This is a genomic window from Proteus sp. G2673 (assembly GCF_009915125.1).
GTDB lineage: Bacteria > Pseudomonadota > Gammaproteobacteria > Enterobacterales > Enterobacteriaceae > Proteus > Proteus penneri.
The window spans coordinates 209,445-229,459 of the sequence record NZ_JAABLT010000007.1; the positions used below are offsets into that span (position 1 = coordinate 209,445).

Genomic DNA, 20,015 nt, shown 5'->3' on the forward strand with positions numbered 1-20,015 from the left:
TATGGTATTTCTTAACGAGAAAGCAACATAGAAGATACCTGCAAAGATGACTCAATTATCACAATTCGGGCAAAAATTTGCTCAGCACTCAGGCATTGCTCGCTTGATGCAAGATTTAAATGAAGGAATACGGACACCGGGTGCCGTGATGTTGGGAGGTGGTAATCCTGCGCATATTCCTGAAATGGACAACTATTTTCGTCAATTACTTAAAGAGATGACAGAAAATGGTACGTTAAGTGATGCAGTTTGTAACTATGATGGTCCGCAAGGCAAAGATGCTATGTTACAAGCGTTGGCGACATGCTTAAAAGAGAAGCTGGGTTGGAATATTTCGGCGAAAAACATTGCATTAACCAATGGTAGCCAAAGTGCTTTTTTCTACCTGTTTAATTTATTAGGTGGCACAACTAAAGATGGGAAAAAACGAAAAATTCTTTTCCCTATAGCGCCTGAATACATTGGTTATACTGATTCTGGATTAGAAGAAGATCTGTTTGTTGCGAATAAGCCAACAATAGAAATGTTGCCGAATGGGCAATTTAAATATCATGTGGATTTTGCTCATCTTGAAATTAGTGATGATATTGCGGCTATTTGTGTTTCAAGACCAACAAACCCAACGGGTAATGTGATTACAGATGACGAAGTTGAAAAGCTAGAGATTTTAGCTAAACGACATAATATTCCTCTGATTATAGATAATGCTTACGGTGTTCCTTTTCCGGGTATTATTTTTACTCAAGCAACACCTCGTTGGAATGACAATACTATTCTCTGTATGAGTCTGTCTAAACTAGGTTTACCGGGGGCACGTTGTGGCATTATTATTGCCAATGAAGAACTGATTTCAGCCATTACAAATGTTAACGGCATTATTAGTCTCGCACCTGGTGGAATTGGACCAGCAATGGCATTAGAAATGTTAAAACGCGATGATTTAATGCGGTTATCTCAAGATGTGATAGGGCCTTTTTATCATCAACGAGTACTTGAAACTATTAATATTATTCGTCGTTATTTACCTGAAGAGCGTTGTCTTATTCATAAGCCTGAAGGTGCGATATTTTTATGGCTTTGGTTTAAAGATTTACCGGTTTCTTGTGAAGAGCTTTACCGTCGTTTGAAAAAACGTGGTGTATTAATGGTGCCGGGACATTACTTCTTTCCGGGATTAGAAGATTCATGGGATCATGCTCATCAATGTATGAGAATGAATTATGTACCAGAGCCTGAATTGATAGAGAAAGGAATAAAAATTCTGGCTGAAGAAATCGAGAACATCTATCAGCCAGTGAATATCTAATAAAAATGCCCCTTCAGCGAGAAGAAGGGGCAAAGACAATAACGAGGACTTTTGAGCATAAGTTTGACGGAAAGAAATTGATTACTAAAAATTTAGTAATCCGTCTCAATCTAAATTTCTTAGCACGAGAACTATTAAAACAGACATTTATAAAATCTATGGCTTAAATAAGGGCTATTCATTGCCTTAATTATCACTCTGCTAAGCTAAATATAGATTTTGATAACAACTTCGGTTCAATTATTTAATATATTTATTATTTTCACTACAAAGTCCATATAATCAGTGCCATTAATTGTGGTGTTACGATGCGTAAAAACATAGCCAAGGGATAAACTGTAGCATAGGAAAGTGAGGCTGCCCCACTTGAGCTATGAATTGAATTTGCGAAGGCTAATGCAGGCGGATCTGTCATTGAACCTGCTAACATTCCACAGAGGCTTAAATAATTAAGTTTAAAGAAGACTCTGGCGATCACCCCAACAATCAATAGCGGTAATAACGTAATCAAAATGCCGTAGCCAATCCAACTCAAGCCTTGACCATCAATTAATGTTTCGACAAATTCACCGCCAGAGTTTAATCCTACCACCGCAAGAAACATGACAATACCGAGCTCTCGCAATGCCAAGTTAGCACTTGGAGGCATAAACCAATAGAGTTTACCAAATGTACCAATACGTCCTAAAATTAAGGCAACAACAAGGGGACCACCAGCTAATCCCAGTTTAAGTGCCACAGGAATACCAGGAATAAAAATAGGAATAGAGCCAAGTAAAACCCCTAAACCGATACCAATAAAAACAGGAAGCATTTGAACTTGTTCTAATTTCTGACGAGCGTTACCTAACAGGGCTGTAATGGCTTCAATAGACTCAGGGCGCCCAACGACATTAAGAATATCCCCGAACTGTAACATACTATTATTGCTTGGAATAAGTTCGATACCTGCGCGGTTTAATCGAGTCACGACAACATCGTATTTTCTTTTAAGATCCAGATCTTTTAAACGCTTACTGAGCACGGAATCATTTGTTACAACGATCCGTACTGATTGCAATAAATTTGTTGATGTTGAAAGTGAAGCATCGACCTCTTCACCAAGTACTAGGCGTACTTTATTGAGATCTTCTTTTGAACCCACAATATGCAGTAAATCTCCCAACTGAATAATTGTTGATGGCATAGGTACCATAATATTATCTCCACGCTTTAAGCGAGAGCAGACAATGGCATCTTCATTGAGCAGAGGAATATCTTGCATTAATAAGCCATCTAGATTGGGGTTTTTAATTGCAATATTAATGGTATGTAGTGCATCTTTAGTGTTGTTTTGTTGGTTGCTAAAGGCTTTTGCTTCTTCATCAATGTTGATTTTAAAGAACACACGAATAAGCCACATGACTAGCAGAATGCCACAGATCCCCATAGGGTAAGCCATGGCATAGCCCATCCCCATTTGTCCCACTGATGCTGGGTCGACATGCAGATCAGTCAGTATTTGTTGTCCTGCCCCTAAAGAAGGGGTATTGGTAACCGCACCAGAAAAAATACCCAAAATAATAGGTAAAGGAACATCAAATAGATGATAAATAGACGCGGTTATGATTGAACCAAGAAGAATAATTAGGATAGCAAAGGCGTTTAGTTTTAAGCCCGAAACACGTAGTGAGGAGAAAAAACCAGGACCGACTTGGATACCAATAGTATAAACGAAAAGGATAAGCCCAAATTCTTGAATAAAATGAAGAGTTTGTGCATTAAGTAAGAAATTATAGCGCTGAGCAAAGTGGCCAATAATAATTCCACCAAAAAGAACACCGCCTATTCCTAGGCTAACCCGATAAATTTTGATATTGCCAATCCAAAGACCTAGAGCGCCTGCTAATGACAACATCACCATTGTTAATGCAATATCACTCATAAAAAAGATCCTGTACCCAAAAAATAAAAAAAGAAGAAATTTGAGCTAAAACGATAAACCTATTTTGGCAAAGAATAATGAAAGTCGCTGTGTCTTATCGCACAGATTCAACATATATAGAGATCAAACTAACAAGAAAGATAAATATAGCGTTAAAGTGTTAATTTAAAATAATGAAGGTTGAATTTTAATATCATCAAAACATAATCATTAATAATATTATTATGATTTTTTTAATTAGAGAAAATGAAACTTTCTTACACTAGAACTATTTATTTACTGACTAAAAAATTAAGCTTTTTTATATCATCTTTCTCTTGTCCTGTAAGAGAAAACAGGTTTAACTATATGATAAAAAGCGTTGATTACAGCTCTCGTTTTATAGGTGCCCTATGATATTCAGAACGACAAGTAAAAATTTAACATTAGTTACATTTTTGACGACATTACTGACAGGTTGCTCAAGTGTTATGACTCATGCTGGCCCGAATAAAGAACTTTATTCAGGGACAAAAAATAACATGACAATGTTAAAAGATGATGAAACCGGATGGGCAATGAAGCCACTGGTTATTCTCGATTTCCCTTTTAGTGCCGTATTAGATACTTTATTATTACCATATGATTATTATACTCAAGGTGATGATAAAAGTGATAATTCACCTAAGGAACGTATAAAAAGATTGGAAAATACAACTGCGAATAATAATCATGAAAATAAGAATTAATATAAAAATTAATGACTAAATAATAAATAAGTAATTATATTTAGTCATTATCTATTTGATTATTTATGTAAAGCTGTTTCTTCTTTAGGGCCAAACATTTTATTCAAACTATTAAGCTCTTGCATTTCCTTGTCACATATAACTTTTTGTTCTGCTTGAGGTGCTGTCATTATCTGTTTTTTGCTTTGCTCGAAGTTAGCCTTAATCTCCGGCATATTATGTTTTAGATCTTCTCTTTCAGAAATGTACTGAATAAATTTATCCGCTTCTTTAAAGTACACTCGGCAAGCATGAACTGTAGATGCTTGAGCTGGAAGTGTGATTGACAATAAAAGTAATGCGACACCCAACCAACATTGTTTCATTCTCTAAATTACCCACCTTATTTGACATAATCGAATTATATAAAAAGTACACTAATTAGACGATAATAATTAAGAATAAATTTGTTATTTTTTTTCATATTTTATAGATAACGTAAAGAAAGCCATAGTAAAGCGAAGAAAGAAAGCTAAGCTTGTTACAGTAACGCTAAAAATCACCTCTTGTTTATGATAAAAAAGTTAAAAATCAACTATTTTGGTCGAAAACCGTACGAACAGTCAGGTGATACTAAAAAAGTATTGACGGAGTGGGTTTCTGGCAGTAAGATGCACCTCGTTTTCGGCGAGTAGCGCAGCCTGGTAGCGCAACTGGTTTGGGACCAGTGGGTCGGAGGTTCGAATCCTCTCTCGCCGACCATATTAAGAAACCCCGCTTTTAAAGCGGGGTTTTGTCGTTTTGGGCATCTCTTCATCAATCATCTCTTTTTACTTTCTGATAGATAGGCATGGTTGCATTATTGGCACCTATCTAGGTAAAAGACGTTTTTTATAAATCTTTTTTGTTTCTCTTTACATATACATAACACTCCTATTCCCTGTATAAGAGTGTAAATTGAATGCGTATTGAGTTGTCTATTCTAATCTACTGTATTTTATGGTGTTGTGCCTTTTTCTCTGTAGCGAATGAAAGTCATATTGATCTTTCCGTACCAGTAGATTTACCAACAGAGACACAACTTAGAGATGACTTACTACAACAAAATGACAGTGTCTCTTTAGTGAATTTAGCGCAACAAAATAAAATGGAGTTTGTCACGCCTTCTTTGCCATGTTTTTCAATCAAACAGGTAAAAATTCATCATTTGGAGGAGTTTTCTTCTCCATCATTACAACGCCAAGTGGCGAAATGGCAAGCAGCATTAATAGGGCATTGTCATTCGCAATCATTATTAGAACAAGATATCAATATTCTTAATGCGATGCTTTATGATGCTGGCTATGTGACGAGTGAAGTGGGTAACGTTGATCTTTATGCTGATGACGAGGTATTGGATATCACATTAAATGTCGGGAAAGTACAAGACATTGTTTCTAAAACGTCGACAGATAAACACTATTTGATCTCACAGGCGATGCCTATAAAAAAAGGCGATATTTTAAATATTAAAGATATTGAACAGGGCGCTGAAAATTTCAAAACCATTCCTAAAAGTAATGTCAAAATTCAGATAGAACCATCATCAAAAGAAAATGAGTCAATTATTTCTCTTTCTCAAGTTGGAAAAAGGACAGTCGCAGGCTCGGTATCGATTGATAATAAAGAGCAAAAAATTTACGGAGATCTATTTGGTACGACAAGGTTAAGCTTTGGTAATTTAGCGCAACTTAATGACACATTAATGGTTATTCTTTCAAGTCAACTTGATACCTTAAAATCAAGAGGTATCAAAAAGCAGATCTTTTTATGGCAGGTACCTTATCATTATTGGCGTGCGACATTATTTGGTTATAACATTGGATCAAACCGTAGAATATCGGAAACGACAAAAAAGTTACAAAAAACGCGTCAACAACTTCTTTCCTTTGAGATCCAGCGCCAGTTTAGACCCTCAACGCAGCGTACAGTGACTTTAAAAGGGGGAATTCAGTATTACACTTACCGAAATGAAATGTCAGGCTATCGCTTATCAGTACATGAGCGTCGTAGCCCTTATGTTAATGCGGGTATTGAGCAAAATTATCGTTTTATGAGAGGGGGTTATCTTAATACTAAATTTAATTATAAGCAGAGCGTTTTTATTCCTGGCGCTAAACTTTCTCCGATAGATTCGCTTAATGGTGTGCCAATTTTTAATATTAATTTAGAAGTGTTAATTCCTTTTAAAATTAATTCACAGTTATTTTTTTATCAGCCAGAAATACTGTTTCAACTAACTCGATCGGATATTGATGGGTTACTTGATAAAGCAAATATCGGCGGTTTATATAGTGTGTATGGTTTTGAGTCAGGCAAAGGTTATTCTGATGCAAATCAGTTTGTTTCCCGACACAAGGTCACTTGGCTTACACCCTTTAATAACCAAATGCTATTCTCTGCAATAGATTATGGTTCCGTCTCTGAAGAGAGAAAAAACGTTTTTTATAATAAAAATAAATATTTGATTGGTGCAGCAACAGGGCTAGAAGGAAGCTTTAAACAGCTGAGTTATCAGTTAATATGGAGCATACCGTTATCGGCCCCTTCTAGTAGAAAAGCAACAGGATCACAGTTTAATTTCAACGCCCAATTTAACTTCTGATTTTGGTGGTTTATCTTATATTTTTTACTATTGATTTTGTAAATCATTTGATAAATAACTATATATTATTGGCTTATATAGCATTCTAGTAGTTAAAAAGAGAAAAAGGCATTTTTCTCTTTTTAAGTTAGCTTAGTATTGCACTGATTATCTTCTATGTGTGGTGTTATTTTTTAGGGCTAACAGAATAAATCATCCATTTCTTTGTTTCATTTCAATATATTCGTTTAATATTTAAGCGTTCAATCACAAATTATGGCTTTTTTTAAAACAGTTATTTCACTTAAGGATTTTTTAATATGTGGTTTTTTTGACTAGATATTAGCCAGATACTTATTTTTTTATTCTGAGTTTGTTCGATATTTGTTTCATTTGTGTTTATAAAGAGTTCTTTTTACCTTCTAATGCCTTATTGACGTAAGGGAATACAGTTGGTTAATTGAACAATGACAAAATAAAAAGGTATTCCGTTTTTAAATAGGAAACCAAAACACAACAGAACAATTTCGGAGAGTAATGATGAAAAGCTCCAAAAAACAGACAGGAATTTTGACCGCCACAATTGGATTGCTTGCATTCGCTGTTTCTGCGGGTGTACAGGCCAAAACATTGGTGTATTGCTCTGAAGGTTCACCTGAAGGATTTAACCCTCAGTTATTTACCTCTGGAACAACCTATGACGCAAGTTCAGTGCCTATTTATAACCGTTTAGTTGAATTTAAACTGGGTACAACAGAAATTATTCCGGGCTTAGCTGAAAGCTGGGATGTGAGCGATGATGGAAAAGTGTATACCTTCCATTTGCGTAAAGGGGTGAATTGGCATAGTAGTAAGACCTTTAAGCCTACCCGTGAATTTAATGCGGATGACGTGATGTACACGTTTATGCGTCAAATGGACCCAAAACATCCTTACCATAAAGTTTCTGGCGGAAGTTATGAATACTTCTCAGGAATGGATATGAACAACATGATCGAGAAGATCGAGAAAGTTGATGATCATACCGTTCGTTTTGTTCTAACTCGTTCAGAAGCCCCTTTTATTGCTGATATGGCGATGGACTTTGCATCCATATTATCTGCTGAATATGCGGATAATATGATGAAAGCAGGTACACCTGAGAAAGTAGATCTCGAGCCTATCGGTACAGGGCCTTTTCAATTACAGCAATATCAAAAAGATTCTCGTATTCTTTATAAAGCCAATGACCAATATTGGGGTAAAAAACCAGATATTGACCGTTTAGTCTTCTCTATTACACCTGATGCCTCTGTACGATATGCAAAACTGCAAAAAGGTGAGTGTCAGGTAATGCCTTTCCCAAATCCTGCTGATATTGAGAAGATGAAACAAAATAGCGATATCAATTTGTTAGAACAACCCGGTTTAAATGTGGGTTATATCTCGTTTAACGTCGAGAAAAAACCACTGGATAACCAAAAAGTTCGCCAAGCATTAAGTATGGCTGTGAATAAAGACGCCATTATTGAAGCGGTTTATCAAGGTGCTGGCCAGAAAGCGAAAAATCTTATTCCACCAACAATGTGGGGTTATAACGATGATATCGTCGATTATGAATATAATCCTGAAAAAGCTAAAGCACTGCTAAAAGAAGCGGGCCTTGCTGATGGCTTTACCATCGATTTATGGGCAATGCCAGTACAACGTCCTTATAATCCAAATGCACGTCGTATGGCTGAAATGGTACAAGCGGATTGGGAAAAAATTGGCGTTAAAACCAAAATAGTAAGTTACGAGTGGGGTGAATATCTCAAACGTGCTAAATCCGGTGAACACCAAGCGGTTATGATGGGTTGGACAGGCGATAACGGGGATCCAGATAACTTCTTCGCTACGCTATTTAGTTGTGCAGCAAAAGAGCAAGGTTCGAACTATTCAAAATGGTGCTATAAGCCATTTGAAGATCTGATCCAACCAGCACGGATCACCGCCGATCACGACAAACGTGTTGAACTCTACAAACAAGCTCAAGTTGTGATGCATGATCAAGCACCTGCTCTAATTATTGCTCACTCGACTGTTTATGAACCAGTGAGTAAAAAAGTAGAAAACTACGTGGTTGATCCATTAGGCAAACATCACTTCGAGAATGTCTCTCTTAAATAAGAGCAATACCTAATTGTTGGGTTGCTTTAAGTACGGTGTCTTTCTTGATGAAAGACACCGCTATTCAATAATAACGAATACATTCAGTACACTGTGAGCGCAGAGGACTTTCCTCTGATTTATCAGCGCTATCTTTTAGCTGATGTTTGAAAAGAGAATTAGGATATGCTGCAATTTATCCTTCAACGTTTGGGACTTGTGATCCCTACGTTTATCGGAATTACATTACTGACGTTTATTTTCGTTCATCTTATTCCCGGTGATCCGGTCATGATTATGGCGGGTGAGCGTGGACTTTCTCCAGAACGACATGCTTATTTAATGGCAGAATTAGGCTTGGATAAGCCGTTATGGCAACAATACCTCAATTACCTAAATGGTATTTTTCATGGTGATTTGGGTATTTCGTTAAAAAGCCGCATTCCCGTCTGGGATGAATTTTTACCACGTTTTAAAGCCACTTTAGAACTTGGCGTTTGTGCCATGATCTTCGCGGTTTCAGTCGGTATTCCCGTAGGTGTTTTAGCTGCGGTGAAACGTGGCTCTATTTTTGATCATACTGCGATTAGTGTGTCATTAGCCGGTTATTCTATGCCCATCTTCTGGTGGGGGATCATGTTAATCATGTTAGTGTCTGTAAAATTAGACTTAACCCCTGTTTCTGGCCGCCTCGCTGATAGTGTCTTTTTAGATGACAGTAATCCTCTTACCGGATTTATGCTAATTGATACCTTTATTTGGGGTGAAGAAGGGGATTTTATTGATGCTATCCATCACATTATTTTACCTGCCATTGTATTAGGAACCATTCCTTTAGCTGTGATAGTGCGTATGACACGTTCTTCAATGCTTGAAGTATTAGGTGAAGATTATATTCGTACTGCTAGAGCAAAAGGCTTAAGTCGTGCTCGCGTTATTCTTATCCACGCACTACGCAATGCGATGTTACCTGTTGTCACTGTAATTGGATTACAAGTTGGGACAATGCTGGCTGGCGCAATCTTAACAGAAACCATCTTCTCATGGCCGGGATTAGGGCGCTGGTTAATTGATGCCTTACAACGACGAGATTACCCCGTAGTTCAAGGTGGTGTGCTGTTAATTGCAACGATGATTATTTTTGTCAATCTGTTGGTTGATGTTCTTTATGGCATTGTGAATCCACGTATTCGCCATAAAAAATAAGGAATGCATAATGACTGAAAATAAAGTTACACCGGTCATCAATGCACCGGCTCCCATGACACCCTTCCAAGAATTTTGGCACTATTTTAAACAAAATAAGGGCGCAGTTGTTGGATTAATTTATATCGTGATTATGTTGCTGATTGCGCTATTTGCAGGCTTTCTTGCACCTCATGCACCGAATGAGCAATTTCGTGATTTCTTATTAGCGCCTCCTGTTTGGCAAGAAGGGGGAAGTTGGCAATTTATTCTAGGTACTGATGATGTTGGCAGGGATATTCTTTCTCGCTTAATGTTTGGTGCTCGCCTTTCGTTATTAGTTGGCTGTATCGTTGTCGTACTATCACTTATTTTAGGAATTATTCTAGGACTGGTGGCGGGTTATTTCGGTGGACTTGTGGATATCGGCATTATGCGAGTGGTCGATATTATGCTGGCATTACCCAGTTTATTATTAGCATTAGTGTTGGTAGCCATTTTTGGGCCTTCTATTGTTAATGCGTCTATTGCATTAACTTTTGTCGCCTTACCGCATTATGTCCGATTAACACGAGCTGCTGTTTTGATTGAAGTAAACCGTGACTATGTTATTGCGTCTCGCGTTGCTGGTGCAGGTTCACTGCGTCAAATGTTTATCAATATCTTACCTAACTGCCTTGCACCTTTAATTGTTCAAGCCTCTCTCGGTTTTTCTAATGCAATCTTAGATATGGCGGCATTGGGCTTTTTAGGCATGGGCGCACAGCCACCAACACCTGAATGGGGAACCATGTTATCTGATGTGTTGCAGTTTACACAAAGTGCATGGTGGGTTGTGACGTTTCCTGGTTTGGCGATTTTGTTTACCGTATTAGCCTTTAACTTAATGGGTGATGGTTTACGAGATGCGCTTGATCCGAAATTAAAGCAGTAACGGAGTAAGAACATGGCATTACTAAATATTAATCAACTATCTGTTCACTTTGGTGATGAAGATACTCCGTTTAAAGCGGTAGACCGAATTAGCTATCAAGTTGAAGAAGGGCAAGTGGTCGGTATTGTAGGGGAATCAGGTTCAGGTAAATCAGTCAGCTCATTAGCGATTATGGGGCTTATTGATTTCCCTGGGCGAGTGAGTGCACAAGAGCTCTATTTTGATGGTAGAGATCTGATGAAAATTTCTGAATCAGAGCGACGCAATTTAGTTGGTGCTGATGTTGCGATGATTTTCCAAGATCCGATGACAAGCTTGAATCCTTGCTTTACGGTTGGCTATCAAATTATGGAGGCGTTAAAAGTACATCAGGGAGGAAGTCGTAAAACACGTAAGCAGCGTGCTATCGACCTCTTAACGCTGGTGGGTATTCCTGATCCAGCTTCTCGCTTAGATATCTATCCACACCAGCTTTCGGGGGGAATGAGTCAGCGTGTTATGATCGCAATGGCAATCGCTTGTCGCCCTAAATTATTGATTGCTGATGAACCGACTACGGCACTGGATGTGACTATTCAGGCTCAAATTATAGAGCTTTTGCTTGATTTACAAAAACAAGAAAATATGGCGTTAGTGTTGATCACCCATGATCTAGCATTAGTGGCAGAAGCTGCCGACACCATTATTGTGATGTATGCGGGGCAAGTGGTGGAATCCGGAAAAGCATCAGAAATTTTTAAAGCGCCTCGCCATCCTTATACACAAGCATTATTAAGAGCACTTCCGGAGTTCGCGAGTAATAAAGCGCGATTAGCATCGTTATCGGGCGTTGTACCGGGACGCTATGATCGACCAACAGGTTGTTTACTCAATCCACGTTGTCCTTATGCTCATGATGAATGCTATAAAACTGAACCTGCTTTAAGAGAATTGGGAACACATCGCGTGAAATGCCATACACCGTTAGATAATACAGGGAGACCTACTCATGGTTGAAGTTAATCCAAATGTCACTACTCCCTTATTAAAGGCGGTCAATTTAGCCAAGTATTACAGCGTAAAAGGCGGGCTGTTTTCAAAAGAGAGAACAGTGAAAGCGCTTGATGGTGTCTCTTTTGAATTAGAGCGCGGTAAAACATTGGCGGTTGTTGGTGAATCAGGTTGTGGAAAATCGACATTAGGTCGATTATTAACCATGATTGAAATTCCTACTTCAGGAGAGCTTTCTTACCGTGGGCAAAATCTGTTGATCAAAGATAAATCAGCAGAGAAATTGCGCCGCCAAAAGATCCAAATTGTATTTCAAAATCCTTATGGATCATTAAACCCGCGTAAAAAAGTAGGGCAAATTTTAGAAGAGCCTTTATTGATCAATACAACATTGAATGCCTCTGAACGTAAAGAGAAAGTATTATCAATGATGGCTAAAGTGGGATTAAAGACAGAGCATTATAGTCGATACCCACATATGTTTTCTGGTGGTCAACGTCAGCGTATTGCTATTGCTCGTGGTTTGATGCTTGATCCAGACATTGTGGTAGCGGATGAGCCTGTTTCTGCACTGGATGTATCAGTTCGTGCTCAAGTACTGAATTTGATGATGGATCTGCAACAAGATATGGGACTTTCTTATGTTTTTATTTCTCATGATCTGTCGGTTGTTGAGCATATTGCAGATGAAGTTATTGTAATGTATTTAGGACGTTGTGTTGAAAAAGGAACAAAAGCTCAAATTTTTGAAAATCCGCAACATCCTTATACGCAGGCATTGTTATCAGCAACCCCAAGATTGACGCCTGAATTAAGACGAGAGCGTATTAAATTAACGGGAGAATTACCAAGCCCGTTAAATCCACCACCAGGTTGTGCTTTTGCAGCTCGTTGCCGTCGTGCATTTGGGCCATGCAGTCAATTACAGCCAACTTTAAAAGATTATAATGGCCAACTTATTGCTTGTTTTGCGGTGGAGCAAGATAGCGTGATAGTTTAAATAAAATAAATTTATCTCATTAAATAAGAACAATATACTTATTTATATTGTTCTTATTTTTTTCATTAATAATGTTTAATAAATTTTAACTAAATAATCTAATAATAATCTTATAAATATAAAATATTATATTTATGTGAGCTTTTAAAATGTAAACCTCAATGATATTAAAGGGAAATAATGTTTTTTATTAAGAAGTACATTACGCTTAGTATTGTATTCTAACTTTAAAATAAGGGGTTTTCAGAGTTTAATTTTATATACTTTGGTATTTTTTAGTGAATTGTATCTTTTTATTAAAATAAAGTAGATTAGTTGTAAGTAATAAGAAGAGAGTAAGGTTTTATTTTTATTTTACTATTTTTATCTTATAACTATACTCAAATAATAATTATTATATATTTATCTACTTCCATTTTAATGGATAAGCGCTTTTTATAATGTTATTTTCTTTATTGAGAGTGATACATAATCGAAAAAATACAGTATAATCCCCTTTGTTCAAGCATGGTTACCGGAAATAGCAACGATGAAACCTCATCTTAAACATTCATTAACAATAAAACAGATGGCCGCTGTTGCGGGCGTTACGTTGGTGACTATTGCTATTTTTATCAGTATTCAACTTGTTTATTTGATTGATCAACGCCGCGAAGATTATCAAAATCAGCTTTTTAATGCCGGTGTCAGTATTCAGCAACCACTCGCTGATGCATTGTTACGATCAGATTTGAATGATGCTAAACAACAAATAGTTGCACTAAAAGCGACGGGTATTTTGGGTAAAGCGATTGTTATGCAACCTGAAAATGTGCAAGTGATGAATTTAGATTTTGCACCTAAGAAAGAAGTCTCTGAATTCTCAAGTTGGCTTTTTGGTATTCCCGTTGAAGCTGTTATTCCTTTACAGCCTTTAGGTATTACTTCAACAGATGATAAGTCCTATGGTGGTCATCTCATTTTACAGGCTGACACAAATCGTTTTTATCGTTTTACCAGTAATACTGTTGCATTAATGCTAACAACATATCTGTTGATGGGGCTTATTCTAACGGTTGCTATTAGTTGGTGTATTAATCGTATTGTTGTAAAACCGTTACGCCAAATTGCCGTCACTCTCAATAAAGATAGCCAAGTTTCAGCGTTATCTTGTCCAAAATCACATTGTGATGATGAGATTGGTTTGCTGGTTAAAGGATATAATCATCAAAAATCTGATCAAAAATTGCCGAAGGTCTGAACCTTCTTACGCCATAATGAGTCTAATCACTATAGTGATTTTATTTCATGTTTCTGTGGTGATAAAGAATGATAATACAAAAAATAGATATCCAACATCTAACATGTCTTTTGGCACTTATTGTTAAACCTCATAAGTGGTTTAATACCAAGGATTAATACAATAGAGGTTCACATGCAGGGTGTAATGACACGAATTTTATTGGGAAGCGTTATGTTTGGCGCTGTTGTTTGCCAAGTTCAAGCGGAGGCTTTACAGCCTGATCCTGCTTGGCAAGAAGGGCGACTAGCAAATGGCTTTCAGTGGCAAATCTTACAAACACCGCAACGCCCAAATGATAGAATACAGATCCGTTTATTAGTTAATACGGGATCTTTGTCAGAAAAAAGCAGTGAAACGGGTTTTTCATCCTTAGTGTCCAAACTCAACGTTTTGGAAAATACAGGTTTAACACCAGAAAAACGCGATAATTTATGGAAAAATGCGTTAGATCCTGACTATCCGTTGCCTCCAATGATCGTTTCATATGATTTTACTGTTTATAATTTAAGTTTACCGAACAACCAGCCTGAGCTGTTAAAGGATGCTTTTGCATTGTTAGCAGGTATTGCTAAACCCGCACAATATACTGAAGATGCGGTTCGTAACGCAGTTCAATCGCCACTTCCGATTGCAACGTTTCCTCTTAACATTGAAGATCCTATCTGGCGTTCACGTCTTGAAGGCTCTAATTTAAAAGGCCGCAATCCGGGAAAACCTGTTAATCAATCTGTAAATACTAAAGAGTTGTCAGATTATCAGCAGCGTTGGTATACCCCGGATATGATGACGCTTTATGTTGCAGGTAATGTTGATAATCGATTATTGACTGAAAGTATTAATCAAGCCTTTTCATCGCTATCAGGAAAGCGTGTAACACCCGTTCCAGTACCTGTCCTTGCCGATATGAAACCTGAAACGTTATATGTGCAAGAGCCTATGCGTGTAAAAGACCAAATTGCTTTAATTTGGGATTTAGACTGGTCGCCAGTAAAAGACTCTGACACGTTAAACAAATATTGGTTAAGTGATTTAGCTCGTGAAGTGATTTTTGTGCATTTAGGTCGTAGCCTTGAACAACGTAAGGAAAAAGACAGCACTCAGATTAACATTGATTGCCGAGTACAATATCAACGTGCAAGTTGTTCTTTAAATCTTGATACTATCACAGCGCATATTCCTGCATTAGCATCATGGGTGGGAGAAGAATTGGGTCGCTTGCGTAATCAAGGCATCAGCGATGAGTTATACCAAGAGTTGCAACAAGAGAAACAGCTGCAGTTAACTCAGTTGTTTGCACGTTATGCAAAAACCAGCACAGCGATTTTAATTAATCAGCGTCTGTTATCACAACAAAGCAATATTATTGATATTCCACCTGAACAATATCAACGTTTACGCCAAGCATTTTTAGCGGGTTTAACAAAAGAGACATTAAATCAGGAACTTTCAAGAATTCTATCTGAAGATATTACTTTTGTATTAACACAAAGTGGTGAAACGCCAACCGTAAATTTAGGTGAATTACGTATTCAATTTGAAAAGCAAGTTCATCCAGAAACGGCAAATACACCTGCACCTGCTGTAACAACGTCAGTGGTAACAACAGCGAAATAGTAATAGAACAGAAATAGACAGATATTGAAAAAATATCCGCGATAAAATAAACAAAAAGCTAAAAGTGTTATTGATACATTTTTGGCTTTTTGTTTTTTTGATATTAAAGGCGTTTAAATGCTTCTTTAATAATGGTAATCAAATCTTCACGGTTATTTCTTTGAGTTATAAAACCTGCAATAGCAATCTTTTTTTCAGGTAAGTAGTAAGCTGCTGAGCCCCAATAACCAAGGTGATAGTAAAGTGTGCCTAGGTCAGTTTCTTCGGCCATTAGACCTAAACGATAATTTGTCGCACCTGTATGTGAACCTTGCCATTTCATCTCTTTTAAGGTTGATGGATGCAAGTAAACTCTATCTTCGAAGAGATCAGCTGTAAATTTAGCTAACTCAAGGGTTGTCATCACAAGCCCGCCACCGCCAAAAGCATCCATTGATGCATCAATATGAGTACCTTCATGTTCACCTGCAAATTGTCTAGCTCGTACTTTAGGATGCTTAGGTTGTTGTTCTAAACCCTCCCACCACGTTTGTGGTAAATCTAAGTCTTGAAAATGCAATAATTCACGAACGGCGGTGGCCATATTTTTTCTCATAAACTTAGAAAGGATGTCACCTAACAAAATGTATCCAGTATCTGAATAAATGAAGCGTTTTCCGGCTGGAATAATGGGAAAGCCTTGTTGAGCATAGTGTGCTATTTGCTCTTCTCGTGTCCATTTATGAGAGGGATCTTTAATCACTTCTTCAAAGTAAGCTTCATTTGCATGGTCGAGTAATCCACTGCTATGGCTTAATAAATGGCGTAGTGTAATGGTTTTAAGATCATAGCCTAGCTCTAATAATGTCTGTTGATAATTCGCACTTAAATATTTAGTTATATCATCATCAAGGGATAAAGCATCCTGCTCCCATAAACGTAAAAAAGCAGCGGCGAGAAAGGTTTTCGTATTACTAGCGATGCGAAATGGGGTATCTACAGTTAATTTTTTCTGGGTACTTTCGTCAGCAAATCCGTGAGCCATACCAAAAGGGTATTGAATGCCTGCACCTGTAATATAGATAGCGCTTGCTGAAGGTAAAGCATGAAAAGCATCAGTCATTGATTTAACCATAGTTACTTCCTTATCTGTCAGGAAAATAAATCAGCAAAAAGGGTGTACTTGACACCCTTTATTTATATTGCAGAAATTTTTTATTTACTTTTTGTTGCTGCTCGTAATTCTGTTACTGTTTTACCGCCTATTCCCCAGTTATCTGTTTCAACTTCATCAATTACTACAACGGTAGTTGCTGGATTTTTGCCTAAGACATCAACCAAAAGTTGTGTTGCTCCCGCAATGAGTTGCTCTTTTTGCTCAGCGGTTGCACCTTCGCGTGTAATTTTAATATTAACGTATGGCATTGTTTTTCCTTATTACGTTATTTATAGGCGGTTAATGTAGGGAATTAACCATATAGTTTTATCATAAAGTTAAGATGTTGATTGCGTTTCAACCAACTGTTCTTTGCGCATATTTGGGCCATCAGTGGCGATCCAAGCGGCACAAAAGAGTGTTAATCGGGCAAAAAAGTAGAAGAAAGCCATCAAACCTATCACTGAACCAAATGCAGCACCTGAAGGTGAGCTTGCTATTCTTGGTAGCATCCATGTCATAACGGATTTTAAAATTTCAAAACCAATGGCAGCGATAAGCGTGCCTTTCATAAGCGAAATTCGTTTGGGTTGATGGCGAGGTAAGATCCACAATATCCATAAAAATAGTAAATAGTTTGCAGTAATGGAAATAGTTAAACCTATTGTTGTCCATACTGGCGTTAGCCATTCAATACCGTCTAATCCCAATATATGAACAATCATTCTTTGGGCCGAACCCGCTACAGATGTGAGTGTAATAGTGAAAATTAACGCAAAAAGTAAGCCAATTAGCGCTAAAAAGTCACGAAAATAGCGGAAATAGATTTTCTCTTGCTCTTCTTTGTTTCTTTCCCATACGGGGCGTGATTGCGCCAAAATAGCTTGGCGTAAATTACCCACCCAATTAACACCAGAATAAAGAGCAATCGCTAAACCGGTTAAACCAACGGTTGTACGCTGGCGAACTGCGGTATCAATACTTTGTTGGACCGTAGATGCAAGTGTTGGATCGTCAATGCTATTTGCGACACCTGTGATTAATTTAGCGAGCAAATCGGGATTTGAGGCTAAAACAAAACCGGCACAGGCAAAGGAAAGCATTAATACAGGGATTAATGATAAAAATGAGAAATAAGTGATAGCAGCACCAAACTGATTTCCCATTCTGTCAGTAAAGCGCTCTGCGGCACGAATAAGATGTGCAATAAAAGGAATATTGGTAATGAAATGACTAATTTTTATCCCAATACCGATGGCTTTTTTTCCACCATGTAATCCTTTTTCCAGCCCTTTCTTGAGTGGCTGAGTCAGTTGAGTTTTTTCGTTCTCTGTTTTGGGTTGTTGCTCTTCTGACATATATCCTCTTTAATTAGATCAGTCCATTTTTAATAAATTAGTGGCATTACTATAATTTCTACTCAAAAATAGCATAGCTTAATTTCTATTACACACCTTATGCTTCTTATCATTAGCCACTATTTTAAGCGATCTATTTGTTTGTTCTGGCTTAAGTGTAGATGATGCTCTGCCAAAAGGTGTCGGTAATCTTGTACTTAATAAAAGATAAAAAACCAATACAGCAATTCTGATATTAAGTTTGGTTTAATAAGAGAATGGCTACTCACTTATTGTTTTATTCTGTGTTTCACAGTCAAATAAGGAGTAGGCATTAATTACTGATGATAACTACTTTGTCAGTAGATTTAATTCTTCTTCAATAGCTTTTAATTCTGCTTTTTCTTCAGCTAGCTTTCTTTCTTGTTTAGCAATTTTATCTGCATCACCCTTAAGTTGTGCTTCTTTTAATTCGAGCTCGCGCTCTTTGATATCAAGTTGTTTTTCACGTAATTCAAGGCGCGTGTTTTCAACCACTCTTTCTGGTGTGCAATAGCGCTCAACATTTTGTAATGCTCGCTCTAAGCCTTGGATACGGTATTGATTACCGTGTGCTTTCGCATATTCCATCTGTTTTTGGATATTTTGTTTTTTAATCTCGCAGCCATTTATTGAGCTGTTGGCATACGCACTGCTAATGGAGAGTGTTAATGCAATTGTGGTAAAGAGTACTTTTTTCATTTTAATATCCTATTTAAACTTAAGTGAAATATGGACTTATCATAACGGTTGGGTACTAAGACACAACGTTTCTTTCGCTTTCAATGAAGAAGTTCGGCTTTTTCTGATACACTGAGTTCAATCACTATTTCAGAGTAAATTAATTACTAAGCTATACTTATTTCTAACGGAAGATAAAGAATGCTGAGCTATCGCCATAGTTTCCATGCTGGCAACCACGCCGATGTTTTAAAACATATTGTTCAAACACTGATCATTGAGTCTTTAAAAGAGAAAGAGAAACCTTTCCTTTATCTTGATACTCATGCTGGCGCTGGACGTTATCAATTAACCAATGCTCATGCGACTCGCACCGGTGAATATTTAGAAGGGATTGCGCGTTTATGGCAGCAAGAAGAAGTGCCAGAGCTTATTTTGCCTTACCTTGAAGCGGTTGGAGAATTAAACGCAAATGGGGAACTGCGTTATTATCCGGGATCACCTCTGTTAGCGGGTAAATTGCTAAGAGAACAAGATTCTTTAATGCTAACAGAATTACATCCAACAGATTTTCCTTTATTACGCACAGAATTTTCTCGTGATGAGCGAGCTAGAGTTTCTCGTGAAGATGGTTTTGGCCAATTAAAATCTAAGTTACCTCCGCCAAGTCGGCGTGGATTCGCATTAATTGATCCACCTTATGAACTTAAACAAGACTATTCTGCCGTTGTTAAAGGTATTGTTGAAGGTCATAAGCGATTTGCGACGGGAACTTATGCGATTTGGTATCCCGTGGTTCATCGTCAGCAAATCAAACGCATGTTAAAAGAGCTTGAAGCAACAGGGATCCGTAAAATTTTACAAATTGAATTAGCAGTGAAACCCGATAGTGATCAACTCGGGATGACGGCATCAGGCATGATTGTGATTAATCCACCTTGGAAATTAGAATCACAAATGAAATCAATACTTCCTTGGTTACATAAAACCTTAGTTCCTGAGGGTATTGGACATACATTAGTTGAGTGGGTTGTACCAGAATAAGTATCTTTATTATTGTTTTTGTCTATTACTGTAAAAGCTAAAATCTGACGAGCTATGTTTTAAATTTTGTCATAATAGATATCATGA

17 protein-coding genes and 1 tRNA gene are annotated in these 20,015 nt (G+C 37.4%); 12 read left to right on the top strand and 6 right to left on the bottom strand.

The features are described 5' to 3' along the window. The first annotated feature begins 46 nt into the window (after window positions 1-46). Window positions 47-1,306, top strand: coding sequence for a valine--pyruvate transaminase (locus GWI59_RS03775; protein ID WP_072064833.1), 1,260 nt, complete (start codon window positions 47-49; stop codon window positions 1,304-1,306). Window positions 1,307-1,571: 265 nt separating this feature from the next. On the opposite strand, the gene GWI59_RS03780 is transcribed toward GWI59_RS03775, so the two are convergent. After that, a complete protein-coding gene (locus GWI59_RS03780) occupies window positions 1,572-3,230 on the bottom strand; it encodes a putative transporter (protein WP_006534619.1) in 1,659 nt (552 codons plus the stop codon). A gap of 392 nt (window positions 3,231-3,622) precedes the next feature. On the opposite strand from GWI59_RS03780, the gene GWI59_RS03785 reads away from it, so the two are divergent. Continuing rightward, a complete protein-coding gene (locus GWI59_RS03785; protein WP_072064830.1) occupies window positions 3,623-3,958 on the top strand; it encodes a YceK/YidQ family lipoprotein in 336 nt (111 codons plus the stop codon). Between the two features lie 59 nt (window positions 3,959-4,017). Here GWI59_RS03785 and GWI59_RS03790 read toward each other — a convergent pair whose 3' ends face one another. Further along, window positions 4,018-4,323 (bottom strand): DUF5339 family protein, encoded by a 306-nt coding sequence (locus tag GWI59_RS03790; protein ID WP_006534621.1) that lies wholly within the window; start codon window positions 4,321-4,323, stop codon window positions 4,018-4,020. A 299-nt stretch (window positions 4,324-4,622) separates the two neighbouring features. Here GWI59_RS03790 and GWI59_RS03795 point away from each other — a divergent pair. From GWI59_RS03795 to GWI59_RS03835, 9 genes are all read left to right on the top strand, one after another. Beyond that, a tRNA-Pro gene (locus GWI59_RS03795) sits at window positions 4,623-4,699 on the top strand. Between the two features lie 199 nt (window positions 4,700-4,898). Then, the gene (locus GWI59_RS03800) at window positions 4,899-6,581 is read left to right on the top strand and encodes a ShlB/FhaC/HecB family hemolysin secretion/activation protein (RefSeq protein WP_161724005.1); all 1,683 of its coding nucleotides are present in this window, start codon (window positions 4,899-4,901) and stop codon (window positions 6,579-6,581) included. Window positions 6,582-7,100: 519 nt separating this feature from the next. Next, window positions 7,101-8,708, top strand: coding sequence for a dipeptide ABC transporter periplasmic-binding protein DppA (gene dppA, locus GWI59_RS03805; RefSeq protein WP_161724007.1), 1,608 nt, complete (start codon window positions 7,101-7,103; stop codon window positions 8,706-8,708). A 165-nt stretch (window positions 8,709-8,873) separates the two neighbouring features. Continuing rightward, a complete protein-coding gene (gene dppB, locus GWI59_RS03810) occupies window positions 8,874-9,893 on the top strand; it encodes a dipeptide ABC transporter permease DppB (protein WP_072064823.1) in 1,020 nt (339 codons plus the stop codon). 10 nt (window positions 9,894-9,903) lie between these two features. Continuing rightward, window positions 9,904-10,806, top strand: a complete 903-nt coding sequence (gene dppC, locus GWI59_RS03815; protein ID WP_006534626.1) for a dipeptide ABC transporter permease DppC — start codon at window positions 9,904-9,906, stop codon at window positions 10,804-10,806. A gap of 12 nt (window positions 10,807-10,818) precedes the next feature. Continuing rightward, window positions 10,819-11,802: a dipeptide ABC transporter ATP-binding protein gene (gene dppD / locus GWI59_RS03820; RefSeq protein WP_072064818.1), complete on the top strand. Its 984-nt coding sequence runs from the start codon at window positions 10,819-10,821 to the stop codon at window positions 11,800-11,802. Next, on the top strand, window positions 11,795-12,796 hold the full coding sequence (gene dppF, locus GWI59_RS03825) for a dipeptide ABC transporter ATP-binding subunit DppF (RefSeq protein ID WP_072064816.1): 1,002 nt from the start codon (window positions 11,795-11,797) through the stop codon (window positions 12,794-12,796). The genes dppD and dppF overlap by 8 nt, the downstream gene beginning before the upstream one ends. Window positions 12,797-13,325: 529 nt before the next feature. Then, window positions 13,326-14,036, top strand: a complete 711-nt coding sequence (locus GWI59_RS03830; RefSeq protein WP_109399098.1) for a HAMP domain-containing protein — start codon at window positions 13,326-13,328, stop codon at window positions 14,034-14,036. A gap of 174 nt (window positions 14,037-14,210) precedes the next feature. Then, complete coding sequence (locus GWI59_RS03835; protein WP_161724009.1) at window positions 14,211-15,692, top strand: insulinase family protein; 1,482 nt, start codon at window positions 14,211-14,213, stop codon at window positions 15,690-15,692. A 103-nt stretch (window positions 15,693-15,795) separates the two neighbouring features. On the opposite strand, the gene GWI59_RS03840 is transcribed toward GWI59_RS03835, so the two are convergent. The 4 genes from GWI59_RS03840 to GWI59_RS03855 all read right to left on the bottom strand — a co-directional run bounded on the left by GWI59_RS03840 (window position 15,796) and on the right by GWI59_RS03855 (window position 18,905). Next, entirely contained in the window at window positions 15,796-16,806 is a 1,011-nt protein-coding gene (locus tag GWI59_RS03840) for a serine hydrolase domain-containing protein (protein ID WP_109847995.1), read from the bottom strand. A gap of 80 nt (window positions 16,807-16,886) precedes the next feature. Beyond that, a complete protein-coding gene (locus tag GWI59_RS03845) occupies window positions 16,887-17,096 on the bottom strand; it encodes a 2-hydroxymuconate tautomerase family protein (protein ID WP_006534633.1) in 210 nt (69 codons plus the stop codon). A gap of 69 nt (window positions 17,097-17,165) precedes the next feature. Beyond that, a complete protein-coding gene (yhjD, locus tag GWI59_RS03850; RefSeq protein WP_109399095.1) occupies window positions 17,166-18,185 on the bottom strand; it encodes an inner membrane protein YhjD in 1,020 nt (339 codons plus the stop codon). 330 nt (window positions 18,186-18,515) lie between these two features. Then, window positions 18,516-18,905 carry a DUF1090 domain-containing protein gene (locus GWI59_RS03855; RefSeq protein WP_161724011.1) on the bottom strand — a complete coding sequence of 130 codons (390 nt, stop codon included), beginning with the start codon at window positions 18,903-18,905 and terminating at the stop codon, window positions 18,516-18,518. 180 nt (window positions 18,906-19,085) lie between these two features. On the opposite strand from GWI59_RS03855, the gene GWI59_RS03860 reads away from it, so the two are divergent. Beyond that, complete coding sequence (locus tag GWI59_RS03860) at window positions 19,086-19,928, top strand: 23S rRNA (adenine(2030)-N(6))-methyltransferase RlmJ (protein ID WP_006534636.1); 843 nt, start codon at window positions 19,086-19,088, stop codon at window positions 19,926-19,928. Window positions 19,929-20,015: the final 87 nt, after the last annotated feature.